Source organism: Phytopseudomonas straminea (assembly GCF_900112645.1).
In the GTDB taxonomy this organism is placed as follows: domain Bacteria; phylum Pseudomonadota; class Gammaproteobacteria; order Pseudomonadales; family Pseudomonadaceae; genus Aquipseudomonas; species Aquipseudomonas straminea.
Genome location: NZ_FOMO01000002.1, coordinates 57,593 through 76,178 on the forward strand (window position 1 = coordinate 57,593; position 18,586 = coordinate 76,178).

The 18,586-nt window shown below is 62.4% G+C and carries 19 protein-coding genes and 1 tRNA gene; 9 read left to right on the forward strand and 11 right to left on the reverse strand.

What is annotated here, in order from left to right; all coding sequences use genetic code 11:
• Nucleotides 1–76 (reverse strand) — tRNA-Glu (locus BM279_RS04420).
• 316 nt (nucleotides 77–392) lie between these two features.
• On the opposite strand from BM279_RS04420, the gene BM279_RS04425 reads away from it, so the two are divergent.
• Entirely contained in the window at nucleotides 393–1,160 is a 768-nt protein-coding gene (locus BM279_RS04425) for a hypothetical protein (protein ID WP_093501353.1), read from the forward strand.
• A 32-nt stretch (nucleotides 1,161–1,192) separates the two neighbouring features.
• Here the strand turns inward: BM279_RS04425 and BM279_RS04430 are convergent, their stop codons facing one another.
• Entirely contained in the window at nucleotides 1,193–1,675 is a 483-nt protein-coding gene (locus BM279_RS04430) for a GAF domain-containing protein (protein WP_093501355.1), read from the reverse strand.
• The gene (locus tag BM279_RS04435) at nucleotides 1,672–2,562 is read right to left on the reverse strand and encodes an ATP-binding protein (RefSeq protein WP_093501357.1); all 891 of its coding nucleotides are present in this window, start codon (nucleotides 2,560–2,562) and stop codon (nucleotides 1,672–1,674) included. The genes BM279_RS04430 and BM279_RS04435 overlap by 4 nt, the downstream gene beginning before the upstream one ends.
• A gap of 101 nt (nucleotides 2,563–2,663) precedes the next feature.
• Here BM279_RS04435 and BM279_RS04440 point away from each other — a divergent pair, with 101 nt between their 5' ends.
• Entirely contained in the window at nucleotides 2,664–4,973 is a 2,310-nt protein-coding gene (locus tag BM279_RS04440) for a hybrid sensor histidine kinase/response regulator (protein WP_093501359.1), read from the forward strand.
• A 15-nt stretch (nucleotides 4,974–4,988) separates the two neighbouring features.
• On the opposite strand, the gene BM279_RS04445 is transcribed toward BM279_RS04440, so the two are convergent.
• The 3 genes from BM279_RS04445 to msrB all read right to left on the reverse strand — a co-directional run bounded on the left by BM279_RS04445 (nucleotide 4,989) and on the right by msrB (nucleotide 6,439).
• Complete coding sequence (locus BM279_RS04445; protein WP_093501361.1) at nucleotides 4,989–5,441, reverse strand: MarR family winged helix-turn-helix transcriptional regulator; 453 nt, start codon at nucleotides 5,439–5,441, stop codon at nucleotides 4,989–4,991.
• Nucleotides 5,434–5,922: a glutathione peroxidase gene (locus BM279_RS04450; protein ID WP_093501363.1), complete on the reverse strand. Its 489-nt coding sequence runs from the start codon at nucleotides 5,920–5,922 to the stop codon at nucleotides 5,434–5,436. Before BM279_RS04450 ends, BM279_RS04445 begins: the two co-directional genes overlap by 8 nt.
• A gap of 118 nt (nucleotides 5,923–6,040) precedes the next feature.
• On the reverse strand, nucleotides 6,041–6,439 hold the full coding sequence (gene msrB, locus BM279_RS04455) for a peptide-methionine (R)-S-oxide reductase MsrB (RefSeq protein WP_093501365.1): 399 nt from the start codon (nucleotides 6,437–6,439) through the stop codon (nucleotides 6,041–6,043).
• Nucleotides 6,440–6,586: 147 nt separating this feature from the next.
• Between msrB and BM279_RS04460 the strand changes: the two genes are divergently transcribed.
• The 3 genes from BM279_RS04460 (at nucleotide 6,587) to htpX (ending at nucleotide 9,393) form a co-directional block, all read left to right on the forward strand.
• Complete coding sequence (locus BM279_RS04460) at nucleotides 6,587–7,798, forward strand: pyridoxal phosphate-dependent aminotransferase (protein WP_093501367.1); 1,212 nt, start codon at nucleotides 6,587–6,589, stop codon at nucleotides 7,796–7,798.
• A gap of 61 nt (nucleotides 7,799–7,859) precedes the next feature.
• Nucleotides 7,860–8,303, forward strand: coding sequence for a hypothetical protein (locus tag BM279_RS04465; RefSeq protein WP_093501369.1), 444 nt, complete (start codon nucleotides 7,860–7,862; stop codon nucleotides 8,301–8,303).
• Between the two features lie 217 nt (nucleotides 8,304–8,520).
• The gene (htpX, locus tag BM279_RS04470) at nucleotides 8,521–9,393 is read left to right on the forward strand and encodes a protease HtpX (protein WP_093501371.1); all 873 of its coding nucleotides are present in this window, start codon (nucleotides 8,521–8,523) and stop codon (nucleotides 9,391–9,393) included.
• A 57-nt stretch (nucleotides 9,394–9,450) separates the two neighbouring features.
• On the opposite strand, the gene BM279_RS04475 is transcribed toward htpX, so the two are convergent.
• On the reverse strand, nucleotides 9,451–10,101 hold the full coding sequence (locus tag BM279_RS04475; protein WP_093501373.1) for a thiopurine S-methyltransferase: 651 nt from the start codon (nucleotides 10,099–10,101) through the stop codon (nucleotides 9,451–9,453).
• A 105-nt stretch (nucleotides 10,102–10,206) separates the two neighbouring features.
• Here BM279_RS04475 and BM279_RS04480 point away from each other — a divergent pair, with 105 nt between their 5' ends.
• Entirely contained in the window at nucleotides 10,207–10,974 is a 768-nt protein-coding gene (locus BM279_RS04480) for a DODA-type extradiol aromatic ring-opening family dioxygenase (RefSeq protein ID WP_093501375.1), read from the forward strand.
• Here the strand turns inward: BM279_RS04480 and pabB are convergent.
• The 4 genes from pabB to BM279_RS04500 all read right to left on the reverse strand — a co-directional run bounded on the left by pabB (nucleotide 10,959) and on the right by BM279_RS04500 (nucleotide 15,978).
• On the reverse strand, nucleotides 10,959–12,323 hold the full coding sequence (gene pabB / locus BM279_RS04485) for an aminodeoxychorismate synthase component I (RefSeq protein WP_093501377.1): 1,365 nt from the start codon (nucleotides 12,321–12,323) through the stop codon (nucleotides 10,959–10,961). The two genes, BM279_RS04480 and pabB, sit on opposite strands and share 16 nt — an antisense overlap.
• A gap of 138 nt (nucleotides 12,324–12,461) precedes the next feature.
• Nucleotides 12,462–14,135: a DEAD/DEAH box helicase gene (locus BM279_RS04490; protein ID WP_093501379.1), complete on the reverse strand. Its 1,674-nt coding sequence runs from the start codon at nucleotides 14,133–14,135 to the stop codon at nucleotides 12,462–12,464.
• A 328-nt stretch (nucleotides 14,136–14,463) separates the two neighbouring features.
• Nucleotides 14,464–14,862 (reverse strand): ester cyclase, encoded by a 399-nt coding sequence (locus BM279_RS04495; RefSeq protein WP_093501381.1) that lies wholly within the window; start codon nucleotides 14,860–14,862, stop codon nucleotides 14,464–14,466.
• A 342-nt stretch (nucleotides 14,863–15,204) separates the two neighbouring features.
• Complete coding sequence (locus BM279_RS04500; protein WP_425272663.1) at nucleotides 15,205–15,978, reverse strand: spermidine synthase; 774 nt, start codon at nucleotides 15,976–15,978, stop codon at nucleotides 15,205–15,207.
• Between the two features lie 172 nt (nucleotides 15,979–16,150).
• On the opposite strand from BM279_RS04500, the gene BM279_RS04505 reads away from it, so the two are divergent.
• The 3 genes from BM279_RS04505 to BM279_RS04515 all read left to right on the forward strand — a co-directional run bounded on the left by BM279_RS04505 (nucleotide 16,151) and on the right by BM279_RS04515 (nucleotide 18,583).
• Nucleotides 16,151–17,497 carry a class II 3-deoxy-7-phosphoheptulonate synthase gene (locus BM279_RS04505; RefSeq protein WP_093501383.1) on the forward strand — a complete coding sequence of 449 codons (1,347 nt, stop codon included), beginning with the start codon at nucleotides 16,151–16,153 and terminating at the stop codon, nucleotides 17,495–17,497.
• Nucleotides 17,498–17,600: 103 nt separating this feature from the next.
• Entirely contained in the window at nucleotides 17,601–17,768 is a 168-nt protein-coding gene (locus BM279_RS04510) for a DUF2897 family protein (RefSeq protein WP_093501385.1), read from the forward strand.
• A 59-nt stretch (nucleotides 17,769–17,827) separates the two neighbouring features.
• Nucleotides 17,828–18,583, forward strand: coding sequence for a CPBP family intramembrane glutamic endopeptidase (locus tag BM279_RS04515; protein ID WP_093501387.1), 756 nt, complete (start codon nucleotides 17,828–17,830; stop codon nucleotides 18,581–18,583).
• Nucleotides 18,584–18,586: the final 3 nt, after the last annotated feature.

Here is an 18,586-nt window from a genome sequence, read left to right on the forward strand (position 1 = left end):
TGGCGTCCCCTAGGGGACTCGAACCCCTGTTACCGCCGTGAAAGGGCGGTGTCCTAGGCCACTAGACGAAGGGGACATTGCCCGGAATTTCCGGCTTCCCCGTTGTGCTTTTCAGCATTACCGTGGAAGTGGCGCGCATTCTATGGAGCCTTTCAACACTCGTCAACAGCTCATATAAAAATTTTTAAAATCAACGACTTCAATCTGATTCCAGGACCATCGGCAGAGTGCTTGCCGAGCATGCCTGCTTTAATGCGACAAGCGAAACGCGCTGGCTTCGCGCAAACCGCGCAATGATGGCAGAACGCGAGTAAGATGACTGACATCGACAGGCAGCCACCGCCTCGCGGATCGCTGCGCCCTGCCCCGACAGCTTTAAAGAGGTTAAGACGATGTCCTCGCTCGTTATCACCATGGCGATAATCGGCGGTATCACGCTGTTGGTGCTGCTGGCCTACCTGAATCAATTGGCTGAGAACAACAAACGCAAGAAGGCCCGACTCAAGGCTGACCTGGCTGAGCGTTACCGGCGCATTGCCGACCTCAACGAGCAGTTCGTCGGCCAGTTCATGAGCCCTGAACTCAAATTGCTGCTGTGCCGCCTGCAGCTGCAGTTCGCCGAACGCATTCTGGAAGTCGACAAGCAGGACACGGTCTACGCGACCATGGCCGAAGAGCTGCGCAAGCTGATCGCCATGGGCCAAGACATCCCCGTTCGCAATGCGCCTTACGCCGTCACCGACGATGCCAAGGCTACCCAGGTCCGCGCCCAGCTGGAGGCACTGCATGGCCAAGTTGGCAAATTAGCCCAGAACGGCCAGCTGCCGGTGGACGAAGCGAAAAAGTGGGCAAAGGATATTCGCCACATGCTGGTGCAGCTATACATTGACCTTTACGGTAACCAAGCCAAGCAGGCGTTGCAGCAGCAACAGAACGGGCATGCCCGCCTGGCTCTGGAGCGTGGTGTGCAGTTCCTGCAGAAGCAGCCAGACACTGCGCGTTATCAGGCGACCCTGGCGCAGTTCCAGAAGCAGCTGGAGCGGGTCAATGCGATGCTGGTCAGCGCCCAAGCGCCAACCGGCGACGCCGACAGCGAGCTGACCGAGGGTCTCAAATCGATGGAAGACGACGGCTGGAAGAAAAAGGCGCTGTACGACTGAGAGGCCTGCGCCTCTCAGCCCTCACTTCTCTTTTAGCAATCACTGGCGCGCAGCAGCACAGCGGCCAGCCCTTCGATACCGCGCTGATCCACCTCGCTGAAACGCCCCATTCTTGGGCTGTCCAGATCCAATACGCCGATTAGCCGGCCATCCTTGACCAAAGGCACCACCAGCTCGCTGTTGGATGCGCTGTCGCAGGCGATATGCCCGGGGAAGGCATGCACATCCTCGATGCGCTGGGTTTGCCGCGATGCCGCCGCAGCGCCGCACACGCCGCGTCCGAACGCGATCCGCACGCAGGCCACCTTGCCCTGGAACGGGCCGAGCACCAGCTCATCGTCCTTCACCAAGTAGAAGCCGGCCCAGTTCAGACCTTCCAGCTCGTGATAAATGAAGGCGCTGAACTGCGCAGCATTGGCGATGAAGTCCCGCTCACCGGACAAAAGTGCTTCCAGCTGGGCAGTCATCAAGGCGTAACCATCCAGCCCCGAACCGGTCTGACTCAAATCGATCATTGCGAAGTCTCCAGTAACTGCAGCCCGACCCAGTGGCGGGCAAACTGATAGGCACACCTTCCATTGCGGTTGCCGCGTCCGGTGGCCCAGCGCACGGCGAGCTTTTCCAGCTCCTCGCTCCACCGCCATTGCAGGCCGGCCTGCTCTGCCTGAACCTCGACCCAGTGACGCACCACATCCAGGTAATGCTCCTGGGTGAACGGATAGAAGGAAAGCCACAGGCCGAAGCGGTCCGACAATGCGATCTTGTCCTCGACGGCCTCGTTCGGGTGCAGCTCGCCGTCGACCATCTTGGTGTTGGCGTTGTCGCTCTCGCGCTCCGGCACCAGGTGTCGACGGTTGGACGTGGCGTACAGCAGCACATTCTCCGGCGAGCGCTCCAGCGAGCCATCGAGCACGCTCTTGAGTACCCGGTAATCACCCTCGCCCGCCTCGAATGACAAATCGTCGCAGAACAGGATGAAACGCTGCGGGAGCGTCATCAGTTGCTCGACCACCCGCGGCAAATCGGCCAAGTGGTCACGCTCGATCTCGATCAAACGTAGCCCGGCGCTGGCATGCTCGGCCAACAGCGCGCGAACCAGCGACGATTTACCTGTGCCACGCGCGCCCCAAAGCAGCGCGTGGTTGGCCGGCATGCCCTGCACGAACTGGCGGGTGTTACGCGCCAGTTGCTCGCGCTGGGCATCGACGCCAATCAGGTCGGACAGATTCATGTCCAGACTGACCTTGAGCGCCTGCAGATAGCCCGAGCGCCCCTCACGCTGCCAGCGCGCGGCGAGGGTATGACGCCAGTCCAGCGGTTCGCGCTCGGCCGGCAATAGCGGCTCTAGGCGCATCAGCACGCTCTCGGCGCGCTGTAGAAAATCGGTAATGCGCGAATCCACGTAGCAGCTCCTCGGATATTCAGTCTGTGAGTCAGGCGTGCCGAAAAATAGGCCAGATCGACTATGCTTGGGCAGCGAACGGAACGAGACAGCGCCCCAATATGGAAATACCACTCAGACAGCGACTGTCATTCAAGCAGGCAGGCCTCACCGTTCTGGTCGCCTTCATTCTCGGCGCGCTGCTCAGTCTGGTGCAGATCGGCGTCGATTATGCCAGTGAAGACGCTGCCATCAACCGCGAGATTCGTGCACTGATGGAGATCAGCCACGATCCCGCCGCCCGAATCGCCTACAACATCGATGCCGAACTCGCCCAGGAGCTGGTCGTCGGCCTGCGCCGCTCCCCCGCGGTAATCACCGCACGCATCGTCGACAGCAATGGCGAAGAGTTGGCCAGCGCCACGCAGCCATCCATGCAGAGCCGCTACCGGCTGTTCAGCGATTTCCTGTTCGGCGCCACACGTCACTTCCAGACCACACTTTCGGTCGGTCACGCACCGGATGAGCCGCTCGGCATGCTGCAGCTGGACATCGATACCTACGCGTTCGGCAGCAATTTTCTCAAACGCTCGATGCTGACCATGATCAATGGTTTCACCCGCAGCCTGCTGCTTTCGGCGATCCTCCTGGTGCTGTTCTACTTCATGCTGACCAAGCCATTTAACCAGGTTATCCAGGCACTGGCCGAGCGCGACCTGCGTACTCCGGATCGCACGCCACTGCCCTGCCCCCCCGGTCACGAGCGCGATGAACTTGGCGTACTGGTGAAAGTCGCCAATCGACAATTTGCCAGCATCGCCACCGAGATCGAGCAGCGGCGCAGTGCCGAAGACCGGCTTACCGACTATCTGGGCGAACTGGAAGCCATCGTCTCGGCCCGCACAGTCGAGTTGAAGGCCGCCAACAGCCGCCTCAGCCGCTCCAATGAAGAGCTGGAGCAGGCCCGCCGTGACGCCCTGGCCATGGCCCAGGCGCGCTCGATTTTCCTGGCCAACATGAGTCACGAGATCCGTACGCCACTGAACGGCTTACTGGGCATGCTCGCCCTGTCACTCGAAGGCCCGCTGAGCAGCGAACAACGCCAGCAGCTGTCCATCGCCCACGACTCGGGCAAGGTGCTGGTCGACCTGCTCAACGACATTCTCGATTTGTCCAAATTCGAGGCCGGCCAGCTGGAACTGGAGCGTATCGCCTTCGACCTCGGCGCGCTGGTGGAAGGCACTGCCAGCCTGCTCTCGCAAAATGCCCAGGCCGGCGTGGAGCTGACCTGCCTGATCGATCCCCGGCTGCCCGCACAGGTGCTCGGCGACCCGACCCGTGTCCGGCAGATCGTCAGCAACCTGCTGTCCAACGCCCTGAAATTCACCCGCGAAGGACGCGTCGACATTCGCATCGGCGCCGAGGGCGAACGTATCCGTATCGAGGTGTGCGACACCGGTATCGGCATCGCCGAAGATGCCCAGGCGCGTATCTTCCAGCCGTTCACTCAGGCCGGCGCCAACATCACCCGGCAGTTCGGTGGTACCGGGCTCGGCCTGGCGCTGACTCGCCGCCTGTGCGAGGCGATGCAGGGCAAACTGGAGCTGCAATCCACACCTGGCAGCGGCAGCCGTTTCAGCGCCATCCTGCCATTGCAGGGCCTGGAGGTACCGTCCGCGGCGCCAAAGCTGGGTGGGCGCGTACTGGCGATTTGCGGCGCCGATACCGGGCTTGCCGAGCTGCTGCCGGTGCTGATCGGCAATTGGGGCCTGAGTTACCGCCGCCTAGACAGCGCCCGGGACGTCGAAGATATCGAGGCAGACGTAATCATCAGCGACTGCCCCGGCTGCATGAAAAAGCTGCGCGGGCAAACCGCGGTGCCGATTATCCTGGTCACTGCATACGGTAGCTTTCTGGATGCCGAACAGGCTGCCGCACTGGCTCCACTGGAACAGGTCGCAAGACCCCTGACACGCCAGCATCTGCTGCAGGCACTCAGCCATGCGCTGAAAAATTCGCCGGAAGAATCGACCAGCGCTCCTGCCCCGACTGTGAGCGACCGCAAGCCGGCCCGCGTGCTGCTGGTCGAGGACAACCCGGTCAACCAGCTGGTCGCCAAGGGCATGCTGGCCAAACAGGGGCTCGAAGTGGTGCTGGCCAATAATGGCCAGCAGGCGCTGGAGCGGCTGCAGGAAAACACCTTCGAACTGGTGCTGATGGACTGCAACATGCCGATCATGGACGGCTACGAAGCCAGCCGCCGCATCCGCGAAAACCCGGCTTGGCGGCACCTGCCAGTCATCGCCCTGACCGCCAACGCGCTGTCGGACGAGCGCGAGCGCTGCCTGGCCGCGGGCATGAACGACTACCTGGCCAAGCCGTTTCGCCGTGAAGAGCTGCTCGTCCTGCTCGACCAGTGGCTGCCCGCCTGAGCGGCAGCCCATCGGCTAATCAGAAATTTGCCCGGCGATGCGCTGCAACAGCACATCCAATTGCGCGCGCAAGGGCGCCAGCTGCTCGCTGTCGACGCCCTGCTCGCAGAGCAGCTGACGCTTGAGAGCCGGCACGCGGTTGCGAAGCTCACGGCCCTGCTCGCTGAGGCATAGATGCATCTCGCGCTCGTCCGCATTGCTGCGCCGGCGGTCGATCAGCCCGGCCGCCTGCAGACGCTTGAGCAGCGGTGTCAGGGTGCCCGAGTCAAGCAGCAGGCGCTCACCGAGGGCCTTGACCGTCGGCTGTGGCGGCGCCTGCTCATCCCACTCCCAGAGCACCAGCATCACCAGGTACTGTGGGTAGGTCAGTTGCAGCGCTTCGAGCATCGGCTTGTAGGCTCGCACCACCTGTCGGGACGCGGCGTACAGCTTGAAGCACAGCTGCCGGTCGAGTTTCAACTCATCCATCGATGAGCGCTTCGATGGCCGCCTGCAGCGCATGCGGCTTGGTGGCCGTGGCGAAGCGCGTGACCTGACGGCCATCGCCACTGATCAGGAACTTGGTGAAGTTCCACTTGATGCGCTGGGTACCGAGCAAACCCGGCGCCCGGCGCTTGAGTTCCACGAACAGCGGATGGGCGCCCGGGCCATTGACCTCAACCTTGCGAAACAGCGGAAAGCTCACACCGAAATTCAGCTCACAGAAACTGGCGATGGCTTGCTCGTCACCCGGCTCCTGCTTACCGAACTGGTTGCAGGGAAATCCCAGTACCACCAACCCCTTGTCACGGTGCTGCTTCCACAACGTTTCCAGCCCTTGATACTGCGGCGTGTAGCCACACTGGCTGGCGGTGTTGACCACCAAAATGGCCTTGGCGCCGAAATCGGCCAGGCACTTCTGCTCGCCGGCGATAGTGGTGCAGGGAATTGTCAGCAGATCCTGGCTCATTAGATGACGCTCTTTTGATGGATAGAGCGTAAAGAATAGTAAGCAATTAAATTGTATACAACTTAATTAATTAAAAATCAGGCCCGCCATCAGCGGGCCTGATAACAGCGTGTGGTACCTACGTCTCGCGTGGCACGTGCTTGAGCGACACCGAGTTGATGCAGTAGCGCTGCCCGGTCGGCCGCGGGCCATCGGGAAACACATGACCCAGGTGAGCGTCGCAATTGCTGCAGCGCACTTCGATGCGGTGCATGCCGTGGCTGAAGTCGTCCAGCTCGGTGATCACCTGGTCGTTGAGCGGCTGGAAATAACTTGGCCAGCCACAGCCGGAATCGAACTTGGCATCCGAGTCGAACAGCGGCGTGCCGCAGCACACGCACTGGTAGATGCCCGGCACCTTGCTGTCGTGGTACTCACCGGTGAACGGCCGTTCGGTGCCGCCCAGGCGGCAGACGTTGAACTGCGCGTCGGTCAGCTCATCGCGCCAGGTTTCCAGTGGTTTTTCGAGCTTGCTCACAGGCCGTCCTCCTCAGGATAAAAAAGCCCTATCTGTATCTTTGCCCGACTCAGGCTGACACGTATGATTCGACACCTCAACCCGCCACGGCGCGCAGCCGCCTCGGCCCATTAGAGGCCGCCTTTCTTCGATTCGGGATTCTTCACCATGCAGGTCAGCAAATCCAACAAGCTCGCCAACGTCTGCTACGACATTCGCGGCCCGGTGCTCAAACACGCCAAGCGTCTGGAAGAGGAAGGCCAGCGCATCCTCAAGCTGAACATCGGCAACCCGGCGCCGTTCGGCTTTGAGGCCCCCGAAGAAATCCTCCAGGACGTGATCCGCAACCTGCCCACGGCGCAAGGCTACAGCGACTCCAAGGGCCTGTTCAGCGCGCGCAAGGCAGTGATGCAGTACTGCCAGCAGAAGCAGATCGAAGGCGTCGGCATCGAGGACATCTACCTGGGCAACGGCGTGTCCGAGCTGATCGTCATGGCCATGCAGGCGCTGCTCAACAACGGTGACGAAGTGCTGATCCCGGCACCCGACTACCCGCTGTGGACCGCCGCCGTGGCGCTCTCCGGCGGCAAGCCGGTGCATTACCTGTGCGATGAGCAGGCCGGCTGGTTCCCGGATATCGCCGACATGCGCGCCAAGATCACCCCGAACACCAAGGCGCTGGTGCTGATCAACCCGAACAACCCCACCGGCGCCGTGTATTCGCGCGAAGTGCTGCTGGATATCGTCGAACTGGCCCGCCAGCACAACCTGGTGATCTTCTCCGACGAGATCTACGACAAGATTCTTTATGACGAAGCCCAGCACATCTCCACCGCCTCCCTGGCGCCGGACGTGCTGTGCCTGACCTTCAACGGCCTGTCCAAATCCTACCGCGTGGCCGGTTTCCGCTCCGGCTGGGTGATCATTTCCGGCCCCAAGCACAACGCGAAAAGCTACATCGAGGGTCTCGATATCCTGGCCAACATGCGCCTGTGCGCCAACGTGCCCAGCCAGCATGCGATTCAGACAGCCCTGGGCGGCTACCAGAGCATCAATGATCTGGTACTGCCCAACGGTCGCCTGCTGGAACAGCGCAACCGCACCTGGGAGCTGCTCAACGACATTCCCGGCGTCAGCTGCGTCAAACCCATGGGCGCGCTTTATGCCTTCCCGAAGATCGACCCCAAGGTCTGCCCGATCCACAACGACGAGAAGTTCGTCCTCGACCTGCTGCTCTCCGAGAAGCTGCTGATCGTCCAGGGCACCGCCTTCAACTGGCCGTGGCCGGACCACTTCCGCGTGGTCACCCTGCCCCGCGTCGACGATCTGGAGCAGGCCATTGGCCGCATCGGCAACTTCCTCAAGACCTACCGCCAGTAACTTCAGCCTGTGCGGATGCCAGACCAGGCATCCGCCTCCTTCGCCGCCAGAGCACGAGCCCATGGACCTGCAGATAGACGACTTCTACAAGGACGCCGCCAGCGGCTTGCTGATGCTCTACCAGGCCTTTCCGCGCAAGGTATCGCTGTACGTGGAAGACCTGATCGGTCGCGAAGAACCGGATGAATTCGGTTTGCCGAGCAAACGCCACCAGGCCTGCCTGGGCGCGCTGCTGTGGCTGGCCGAAGAAGGCTACCTGCGCTACGAATCCACCATCGGTTATGACGCGCTGGATCAGGCGGTGCTGACCGAAAAAGGCTTTCTGCGTCTGTCGCGCGGCATTCCCCGGGCGATCAGCGAGGGGGAAGCCTTGCCGCCGGCGGTGGATCGAGTGCAGGCGACCCTGGCCTTTCAGTTGCGCGAAGCGCTCGCCCAGCAACATGGTGAACGGATTGCGCGCCTGACCCGCCAGTTGTTCGAACAGCGCCCTGCTACCCCTTACTGACTGCACTCGGCACAGCGAAAGCAGCGGTTTTTCTTGGCCTCGATTGAAATAAACGCGAAAAAGTCCATCTAAGCTTTGCCGCCCGCGTGAGGCTGCTTGCAGCCGCTGAGCCAGGCGACACAGTTTGAAATAGTGACTCGGTTGAATCGCTACAGGGCGCGCCCTTATATAGCCGCCGTATCGAGCCTGTCTTTCCCTTGAGGAGTCGTTTCACACCATGATGCGCATTATGTTGTTCCTGGCTACCAACTTGGCGGTACTGGTTATCGCCAGCATCACCCTCAAACTGCTGGGGGTTGATCGCTTCACCGGCCAGAACCACGGCAGCCTGCTGATCTTCTGCGCCGTCTTTGGTTTTGCCGGCTCGCTGGTCTCGCTCTTCCTGTCCAAGTGGATGGCGAAGATGAGCACCGGGACCGAAATCATCACCCAGCCGCGCACCCGCCACGAACAGTGGCTGCTGCAGACCGTCGAAGAGCTGTCGCGCGATGCCGGCATCAAGATGCCGGAAGTGGGTATCTTCCCGGCTTATGAATCCAACGCCTTCGCCACCGGCTGGAACAAGAACGACGCGCTGGTCGCCGTCAGCCAGGGCCTGCTCGAGCGCTTCTCGCCTGACGAGGTGAAAGCCGTACTGGCGCACGAAATCGGCCATGTGGCCAATGGCGACATGGTGACGCTTGCGCTGATCCAGGGCGTGGTGAACACTTTCGTGATGTTCTTCGCACGTATCTTCGGTAACTTCGTCGACAAGGCGATCCTGAAGAACGAAGACGGCCACGGCATTGGCTACTTCGTGGCAACCATCTTCGCCGAACTGGTGCTGGGTATCCTGGCCAGCATCATCGTCATGTGGTTCTCGCGCAAACGCGAGTACAAGGCCGACGAAGCCGGCGCACGATTGGCCGGCAAGGGTGCGATGATCGCCGCCCTGCAGCGCCTGCGTGCCGAACAGGGCGTACCGGTGCAGATGCCCGACAGCCTGACCGCCTTCGGCATCAACGGCGGCCTTAAGAACGGCCTGGCGGGCCTGCTGATGACTCATCCGCCGCTGGAAGAGCGTATCGAAGCCCTGCGCCGCATGGCCTGATCGAAACGCAACGAAAAGGCGACCCGAGGGTCGCCTTTTTCATACTCATGATTCGCCCTAGAGCAGGCGCAGGTGGTAGGCCCGCTCATCCATACGCGTGAGGCCTCGAGCCCTGAAACGATCCTCCAGGGCATTCTGGCTTTCCAGCAATTCGCTTTCCCATATAGCGCCGTTCCAGCTGCGCACCTCGGCGTCAGTCACCGAGAACGGTGGCCCTTCCATCAGCGCCTGGTCGTAATCCAGGGTCACCAGCAGGCCGTGGCTTTCCGGCAGCAGGATCTGCCGCAGGTGACGCACGTAGCGCTCACGCATCTCGGCAGGCAGCGCAATCAGCGCCGCGCGATCGTAGAACAACGCGCAACCCGGCATATGGCGGGCTTCGAAGGCAAAGAAATCGCCGCAGAATAGTTCTACTCGGCCGTGACGATACACCTTGAAGGCGCCTTCCTGGGTGATCACCGGCTCGACGCCCTGCTCGGCGAAGAAAGCCGCGACCGCCACTTCGGCCAGTTCCACGCCCACCACGCGATGCCCCTGCGCCGCCAGCCAGGCAACATCCAGACTTTTGCCACACAAGGGCACCAGCACGGTCGCGTCGCTCGCACCGGCCACCGTCACCCAGTGACGTTGCAACTGGCCGTTGACTTGGCGGGCATGAAAGCCGATCTGATTGGCGTGCCAGCGTTGCAGCCAGAATGATTCCTGCATGTTTTGCTCCAAAACCATCAATAAAACAGATAAAACCGAGCAGACTTTACCCGTTGTTAGGCCAACTTGGCTGATAGATCATGCCTGCAATATCAGGAGAACACCATGCAACCTAGCCTGTTCATTTCCCACGGTTCGCCCATGCTCGCCCTGCAACCCGGCGCCAGCGGCCCTGCCCTGGCGCGTATCGCCGCCAAGCTGCAGCGGCCAGACGCGATCGTGGTGGTCTCGGCACATTGGGAAAGCGAGACGCTGCGAGTGATGAGCAACCCGCAGCCGCAAACCTGGCACGACTTCGGTGGTTTTCCGGCCGAACTCTACCAAGTGCAATACCCGGCGCCCGGCAGCCCGCAATTGGCAGAAGACATCGTACAGCGCCTGCACGCCGCCGGCCTCGCCGCCGCCACCGATGACCGCCGCCCGTTCGACCATGGCAGCTGGGTGCCGCTGTCACTGCTCTACCCCAACGCCGATATCCCGGTGGTGCAGGTCTCACTGCCCAGCCGCCAGGGCCCGGGCCTGCAAGTACGGGTAGGCGAAGCACTGGTCGCGTTGCGCAAGCAGAACGTACTGCTGATTGGTTCCGGCAGCATCACCCACAACCTGGGCGAGCTCGACTGGCGCTCCACCGGCGATGAAGCCGCGCCCTGGGCACTGGAGTTTCGCGACTGGATGGTCGAGCGGCTGCAGGAGGACGACCTCACCGCGTTAATCGATTACCGCCGCCAGGCCCCACACGCACAGCGCAACCACCCGAGCGAAGAACACCTTCTACCATTGTTCTTCGCCCGCGGCGCCGGCGATACCTTCGCCATCGAGCACCAGGGGTTCACCCTGGGCGCCCTGGGCATGGACATCTACCGCTTCGACTGACAAAAGCTTTCCAAGGTGCTGAGCAGCACCTGCACCTTGGTGATGGATTCCTGATACTCGGCCTGCCAGGCCGAGTCGGCGACGATACCGCCACCGCCCCAGCAACTGATCACACCGTCTTTGGCCAGCAGGCTGCGGATGGCGATGGAGCTGTCCATCTCGCCACGCACGTCCAGATACAACAGCGACCCGCAGTAGGGGCCGCGTCGTGTCGGCTCGAGCTCATCGATGATCTGCATCGCGCGGATCTTCGGCGCACCGGTGATAGAACCCCCAGGGAAGGCACCCAGCAGCAGATCCAGCGCATCCTTGTCGGCGGCCAGCTCACCGGTCACCGCGCTGACCAGGTGGTGCACGTTCGGATAACTTTCCAGGGAAAACAGCTCGGGCACACGCACCGAGCCGATGCGGCAACTGCGCCCCAGGTCGTTGCGCAGCAGATCGACGATCATCAGGTTCTCGGCGCGGTCCTTGATGCTGGTGAGCAGCACCTGAGCGTTGCGTGCATCTTCCTGCTCGTCACGCCCACGCGGCTGGGTGCCCTTGATCGGACGCGTCTCCACCTGACCGCCACTGACGCGCATAAAGCGCTCGGGGGACAGACTCAGTAAGGTGCCGCCACCGGGCAGAGTCAGATAACCGGAAAACGGCGTCGGGCAAGCACCGCGCAACGCGCCATAGGCCTGCCAAGGATCGCCCTGATAGCGGGCCTGGAAGCGCTGCGCATAGTTGACCTGGTAGCAGTCCCCGGATGCGATATAGGCCTGAATCCGGCCGATGGCCTCGGCGTAGCGCTGCGGTTCGATATCCGCCTTGAAGGTCGCCAGCAAGGCGAACGACACCTGCCCTGCTTCGCCTGTCAAAGGTTGCTCGAACAGCGCCCGCAAGCGCGTCTGCTCGGCTGCCGGCAAGGTAGGATGGAACACCAGTTGGCTGGTCTGCGCCTGGTGATCGGTAATCAATGCCCAGGCGTAAAGGCCGAAAACGGCGTCGCCCAACCCCAGATCGTCCCGAGCCTGCTCAGGCAACGCTTCGATACGGCGCCCAAAGTCGTAGGCCAGATAGCCCAGCAGGCCACCGGCGAACGGCAGCTCGACGCCGGCGGGCAAATCGGCAGGCCCGAGTGCAGTGAGCTGCTCACGCAGGCGCGCGAAGAATGCGGCGCCCGATTCCTTCTGCAATGGCGTCAGCTCGGCCATCGGCCAGGCGCTGAGCAGGTCATAACGCCCACGGCTTGCCGCCGGCCTGCCGGCATCCAGCAACACCGCCCCAGGCGCCTGGCGCACCACCTGAAAATACACGGCAGGATCGGCCTGATACGGCAGGCGGTGAACGAGACAGATAGGCATTCGAGGCATCACGAAAACGAGGACGGCCGATTGTAGAGCCGCCGGCCGGATCGTCCTAGGGCTGACACGCGACGGTTCAGGTTCCAGAAACGACTCGGGGGAGCCATTGGCTCCCCCGAATCAGTGCTGCATTACGGATCAGTCTTCGCGGTAGCGACGCAGTTTCAGCGGCTTGCCGGCAACGCGAGTGTCCTTGAGCTTGCCGAGCAGGCGCTCCAGGCCTTCCTCCGGCAGTTCCACCAGGCTGAAGCTCTCGCGGATCTGGATACGGCCGATGGCTTCACGAGCCAGGCCGCCCTCGTTGAGGATCGCGCCGAGCAGGTTCTTGGCGGCGATACCGTCACGGGCACCCAGAGCGGTGCGGCAGCGTGCACGGCCTTCGGCCAGCGGCATCGGCGCACGACGCTCACGCGGCTCACCGCTGCGCTCGCCATCACGCTCACGACGCTCGCGAGGAGCACCACCGACGCCCGGCACCAGAGGTTGCTCGCGCTCGACGCTGGCCAGATCAAGAGCCTGGCCGTTGGTGGCCTTCTTCAGCAGCGCAGCGGCCAGGGCACGCGGGCTGCAACCGATGTCGGTGGTCAGGCGGTCGAGCAGATCGCCATGGCTGGCTTCGGCATCGGCCACCAGCGGCGCCAGGCTGTTGGTGAGCTTCTTGATGCGCGCATCCAGCACCTGCTGGGCGTTAGGCAGCTTGACCTCGCCAACCTTCTGGCCGGTTACACGCTCGATCACCTGCAGCATGCGGCGCTCACGCGGGGTGACCAGCAGCAGCGCACGGCCATCGCGACCGGCACGGCCGGTACGGCCGATACGGTGCACGTAGGACTCGGGGTCGTACGGCATGTCGACGTTGAATACGTGGGTGATGCGCGGCACATCGATACCACGGGCGGCGACGTCAGTGGCCACGACGATGTCCAGGCGGCCATCCTTGAGCGACTCGATGACGCGCTCACGCTGGTTCTGGGCGATGTCGCCGTTCAGTGCAGCAGCCTTGAAGCCCTTGGCTTCCAGGGCGGCGGCCAGGTCCAGGGTGGCCTGCTTGGTGCGCACGAAAGCGATCAGCGCGTCGAATTCCTCGACTTCCAAGAGACGCAGCACGGCGTTGGTCTTCTGATCGGCGTGGATCATCAGGTGCGCCTGCTCGATGCGCGAGACGGTCTGGGTCTTGGCTGCAATCTTGATGTGCTGCGGCTCGCGCAGGTGCTTCTCGGCGATGGCACGGATCGAGTGCGGCAGGGTCGCGGAGAACAATACGCTCTGGCGGCTTTCCGGCATGGCCTCGAAGATCACCTCGAGGTCATCCATGAAGCCCAGCTTGAGCATTTCGTCGGCTTCGTCGAGTACCAGATACTGGATGGTCGACAGCACTTTCTCGTCGCGACGCAGGTGATCGACCAGACGGCCCGGCGTAGCGACGATGACCTGTGCGCCCTGGCGAATGGCCTTGAGCTGCGGGCCCATCGGCGCGCCGCCGTAGACAGCGACCACGTTCAGGCCAGGCATCTGCTTGGAGTAGGTTTCGAAGGCGGTGGCAACCTGCAGGGCCAGCTCGCGAGTCGGGGCGAGAATCAGCGCCTGAGGCTCACGCTTGGCCGGGTCGATCTTCGACAGGATCGGCAGCGCGAAGGCGGCGGTCTTGCCGGTACCCGTCTGTGCCTGGCCGATCATGTCCTGACCGGAAAGAATTACCGGGATGGCTTGCGACTGAATGGGAGAAGGCTCTTCGTAGCCGACTGCGGTCAGGGCGGAGAGAATATTGGCGTGAAGGCCGAGTGCGGCGAAGCCGCCGGTTTCCTGGGTCATGGGTCTGCCTCTCGTGCATCCGCAAAGACCCATGTTCCAAAGCTGCACATGCCATGTAGGACCTTGTGGGTCACCCTGGCAGCAATGTAGGCGAGAATTTGCGAAGACTGTGGTGGTAATGAATCGTCAAGATAGCCCGCTTGGCGGACTGGCTGCCGGAAAGCTTCCGGGCGAGTTGCACTACTTGAACGGGGCCATGAATTGGCCGGCGCGTACTATACCGGAATTCATATAGACGTGTGCGCTTTTTCACACAATAAATAGGACAAAAGCAGGCGGCGGCCCCATTGCGACGCTATGCCGCAGCCGCCCGCCCCTGATCGATCAGTCAGGCTCTGCTAACCAGCTGCGCTTCGATCGCCACCTTGTCGACCACCGACCAGACCTCGGCGATTCTGTCGTCCCGAAAGGCGTAGAACACGTTCTCGCTGAAGGCCACCTTGCGGCCATGGACCGGCACATCGAGAAAGCGGCCTTTCGGGGTGCAGTGGAAATCCAGGCGGCTGGCAATCATCGAATCCTCGCAAGTCAGCAGGCGGATGTTGAACTGCAGATCGGGAATTTCCTGGAAGTCACGCTCGAGCATCTCGCGATAGCCGCTCAGCCCCAGACGCCGACCGTTGTGCACCACGTCATCGTGAACAAACTGCCCCAGGCTGGCCCAGTCCTGCCGGTTGAGGCAATCGATATAGGCGCGATACACCGAAGGTAGATCTTGATCGGTCATGACAGGGCTCCGTCGCAGTGGGCTTGAGAGTTCGCAGGCTCAGGTGATGCGCTGAGCCCTGCAAGGCTCTAAAAGGACAGCGTCGGTGGCAGTTAATTCCTGGCGAGGCTGAGGCGCCCTTGGAACCTATTCATAATCTTTCAGCCCAGGCTCCCCGATTCTGGCAGCCAAGTTTGGCAAAAGCAGACGGTAAATGCGTGATTTTGTGGGAGGGGCTTTAGCCCCGAGCTCTTTACTTACATTAATGAAAACTCGCGGCTAAAGCCGCTCCCACGCGATCGCTGGGCGGCCGCCTCTGCCTTGTAATTGCCGCTTCACGAGCATGGAGATCGTGAACAGCCCCTAGCTCGCCATGCGCACGGCATCGATCAACGGCTGCAGCGAATAGCCGAGCTGCGGCTGCAAGGCCTTAGCGCGCTGACTCACCGTCTCGCGGTCGAAATGCTGATCCAGATCAGCTGGCACCAACACCACCACATTGCCCTCCACCACCGGGCATTCCCAATAATGGCGGTGATAGAGACCGCGCAACAGTGCGGCGCCCAGCGGCTTGCCGTCATCGCCGGCCCACTGGTTGATAATCAGCCAGCCGCCAGGGTTTAGCTTGGCCCGGCAATCGTCGAGAAAGCGCCAGGCCAGGTGGCCGACACCGGGGCCGGTGTCGGTGTAGAGGTCGACGAAGATCAGATCCGCCGTTTCCGCGGTAGGCAGCAACTGCATGGCATCGCCAACGCGCACGGTCAGGCGCTCGTCGTCTTCCAGCCCCAGGTACTCCATGGCCAAACGCGGCACGTCAGAGCGCAGCTCGATGGTCTCGACATCGTCCAGCGGCAAAAAGCGCAGACAGGCCTGGGTCAGCGTACCGGCGCCAAGGCCAAGAAACAGCGCACTTTCCGGCGCCTGGTGGCACAGCGCACCGACGAACATGGCGCGGGTGTAGTCGTACTCCAGCCAGCTCGGATCAGCGGTGAACACGCAGCTCTGCTCGATCGCCTCGCCGAATTCGAGAAACCGGTATTCACCGACCTCGACCACACGGATCACCCCGAAGGCGTCGCGCACCTCGGCCAGCACCACTTCGTCCTTCATATCCTCCACCGGAGGCAAGCCAGGCATACGCAGATTCTCCACCATCGCGTTACCCGGCTACCGCCGGGCTGGGCGCTGATTGTCGGCCATGGAGCACGCCGAGGTCACGTGCTAAATGCCCTGGGCACGAGCCGGGCGGCATGCTTGGTGTTGCGCGGCGATCGGTTACCATGGCCAATCGCCAACAAGAGATGCCGCCATGAGTCAGCCCTGGAGCCCCGATAGCTGGAGAAGCCGCCCCATCCAGCAACAACCTCAGTACCCGAACGCCGCGAAACTAGCCCAGGTCGAGCAGACCCTGGCGAGCTTTCCGCCCCTGGTGTTCGCCGGCGAGGCGCGCGAGCTGCGCAAGCAGTTCGCCGAGGTCACCCAGGGCCGCGCATTCCTGCTGCAGGGCGGCGACTGCGCCGAGAGCTTCGCCGAGTTCAGCGCCGCGAAGATCCGCGACACTTTCAAGGTGCTGCTGCAGATGGCCATCGTCATGACCTTTGCCGCCGGCTGCCCGGTGGTGAAGGTTGGCCGCATGGCAGGCCAGTTCGCCAAGCCGCGCTCGGCCAATGACGAGACCCTCGACGGCGTCACCCTGCCCGCTTACCGCGGCGATATCGTCAACGGTATCGGCTTCGACGCGGCCAGCCGTGCGCCGGACCCGCAGCGTCTGCTGCAGGCGTATCACCAGTCCACCGCCTCGCTGAACCTGCTGCGCGCCTTCGCACAGGGCGGCTTCGCCGACCTGCATCAGGTGCATCAGTGGAACCTGGATTTCATCGCCAACTCGACACTGGCCCAGAAGTACCACCAACTGGCAGACCGCATCGACGAAACCTTGGCCTTCATGCGTGCCTGCGGCATGGACAGCGCGGCCCAGGTGCGCGAGACCAGTTTCTTCACCGCCCACGAAGCCCTGCTGCTCAACTACGAAGAAGCCTTCGTACGCCGCGATAGCCTGACCGGCGACTTCTACGACTGCTCGGCGCACATGCTGTGGATCGGCGACCGCACCCGCCAGGTGGACGGCGCCCATGTGGAATTCCTGCGCGGCGTGGGCAACCCGATCGGCGTCAAGGTCGGCCCGAGCATGACCGACGAGGACCTGATCCGCCTGATCGACATCCTCAACCCGGATAACGACCCGGGTCGCCTCAACCTGATCGTGCGCATGGGCGCCGACAAGGTCGAGGCCGGCTTGCCACGGCTGATCCGCACCGTGCAACGCGAGGGTCGCCAGGTGCTGTGGAGCAGCGACCCGATGCACGGCAACACCATCAAGGCCTCGAGTGGCTACAAGACCCGGGATTTCGCGCAGATCCTCGCCGAGGTCAGGCAGTTCTTTGCCGTGCACCACGCCGAGGGCAGCTACGCCGGCGGCATCCATATCGAGATGACCGGCCAGGACGTGACCGAATGCATCGGCGGTGCCAAGCCAATCACCGAGGCCGGCCTGTCGGATCGTTATCACACCCACTGCGATCCACGGATGAACGCCGACCAATCCCTGGAACTGGCATTCATGATCGCCGAAACCCTCAAACAGGTTCGCCGCTGAGCGGCGCGTTAACCTGAACCAAGCGGACCGGCCAAAGGTCTTCAGAACAGGGTTTCGAGAGAAGAAAACGGCGAAGCCCATCATCCGACAGAAGGAGTCGCACATGCCCTGGTATGCCTGGTTGATCCTGATTGTGGCGATCGGCTCCATCGTTGGTGGCCTGCTGATGCTGCGAGACAGTGCCAAGAAGTTGCCGCTCAGTGAGGAGCAGCTCAAACGCATTCACGAACGCGAAATCGAGCAGAACGCCAAGGACGCACAAGATCGCTGATCACACCGCGCAAGCTGACCCTGCCGCGCTGTAAACTGCGCCTCCAGCCAGGAGGCGCAATGCCGCTAATTCCCCGCCTGTTACTACCCTGCTTCCCGCTTCTGGCGGGTGTTCTCATGGGCCATATCCAGCCCATCGGCCTGTTGCTCGCCTGCCTGTTCATCGCCCTGGTGCTGGCGCCAATGCGCCTGCCACAGTGGCTATGGAGCCTGCTGGTGATAGTCGCCAGCGTTCTGCTGGCGGCGCACCTGCTACCTGGCTTTGCACCATGGCAACTCGCCGAGCCGCAGCGCATAAGCGCCGATACGCTGCCTTACCTGCTGAGACTGTCATGGGACAAGCTGCTGGTGGGTTGTACGCTGCTTGCCTGGTGGCTGGGCTTGCCGTCGAAACCGGCGCAACGGCCAACACTCTTGGCACCGATCTTTATCCTCACTCTGCTGGCGGTGCCGGGCCTGGCGCTGCTGTCGGGAGTGGTCGCCTGGCAGCCGAAATGGCCTGACATGCTCGGCGCCTGGCTGGCGGTCAACCTTGCCGTTGCCGTGCTGGCCGAGGAACTGCTGTTTCGTGGCATCTTGCAACCGCGCCTGATCGGCTGGCTGGGCATGTGGCCGGGACTGCTGGTGACGGCGCTGCTGTTCGGCGCCGTGCATATCCCCTCCAGCCCGACCTTTGCAGTCGTGGCCGCGCTTGCGGGTTTGGGTTATGGCTTGGCCATGCAGGTCAGTGGCAGGCTCAGCATGGCGATCGCCCTGCACGGGCTGGTCAACCTGCTGCACTTCACGTTGCTGAGCTATCCATTGCGGATCGACTGATAC

What these genes read in the sequence shown, in the direction of transcription:
- BM279_RS04425 (WP_093501353.1), top strand. Translation starts at nt 393, where the DNA reads ATGTCCTCGCTCGTTATCACCATGGCGATAATCGGCGGTATCACGCTG.
- BM279_RS04430 (WP_093501355.1), bottom strand. Translation starts at nt 1,675, where the DNA reads ATGATCGATTTGAGTCAGACCGGTTCGGGGCTGGATGGTTACGCCTTG.
- BM279_RS04440 (WP_093501359.1), top strand. Translation starts at nt 2,664, where the DNA reads ATGGAAATACCACTCAGACAGCGACTGTCATTCAAGCAGGCAGGCCTC.
- BM279_RS04445 (WP_093501361.1), bottom strand. Translation starts at nt 5,441, where the DNA reads ATGGATGAGTTGAAACTCGACCGGCAGCTGTGCTTCAAGCTGTACGCC.
- BM279_RS04450 (WP_093501363.1), bottom strand. Translation starts at nt 5,922, where the DNA reads ATGAGCCAGGATCTGCTGACAATTCCCTGCACCACTATCGCCGGCGAG.
- BM279_RS04460 (WP_093501367.1), top strand. Translation starts at nt 6,587, where the DNA reads ATGCAGGTCAGCAAATCCAACAAGCTCGCCAACGTCTGCTACGACATT.
- BM279_RS04465 (WP_093501369.1), top strand. Translation starts at nt 7,860, where the DNA reads ATGGACCTGCAGATAGACGACTTCTACAAGGACGCCGCCAGCGGCTTG.
- htpX (WP_093501371.1), top strand. Translation starts at nt 8,521, where the DNA reads ATGATGCGCATTATGTTGTTCCTGGCTACCAACTTGGCGGTACTGGTT.
- BM279_RS04475 (WP_093501373.1), bottom strand. Translation starts at nt 10,101, where the DNA reads ATGCAGGAATCATTCTGGCTGCAACGCTGGCACGCCAATCAGATCGGC.
- BM279_RS04480 (WP_093501375.1), top strand. Translation starts at nt 10,207, where the DNA reads ATGCAACCTAGCCTGTTCATTTCCCACGGTTCGCCCATGCTCGCCCTG.
- pabB (WP_093501377.1), bottom strand. Translation starts at nt 12,323, where the DNA reads ATGCCTATCTGTCTCGTTCACCGCCTGCCGTATCAGGCCGATCCTGCC.
- BM279_RS04490 (WP_093501379.1), bottom strand. Translation starts at nt 14,135, where the DNA reads ATGACCCAGGAAACCGGCGGCTTCGCCGCACTCGGCCTTCACGCCAAT.
- BM279_RS04495 (WP_093501381.1), bottom strand. Translation starts at nt 14,862, where the DNA reads ATGACCGATCAAGATCTACCTTCGGTGTATCGCGCCTATATCGATTGC.
- BM279_RS04500 (WP_425272663.1), bottom strand. Translation starts at nt 15,978, where the DNA reads ATGCCTGGCTTGCCTCCGGTGGAGGATATGAAGGACGAAGTGGTGCTG.
- BM279_RS04505 (WP_093501383.1), top strand. Translation starts at nt 16,151, where the DNA reads ATGAGTCAGCCCTGGAGCCCCGATAGCTGGAGAAGCCGCCCCATCCAG.
- BM279_RS04510 (WP_093501385.1), top strand. Translation starts at nt 17,601, where the DNA reads ATGCCCTGGTATGCCTGGTTGATCCTGATTGTGGCGATCGGCTCCATC.
- BM279_RS04515 (WP_093501387.1), top strand. Translation starts at nt 17,828, where the DNA reads ATGCCGCTAATTCCCCGCCTGTTACTACCCTGCTTCCCGCTTCTGGCG.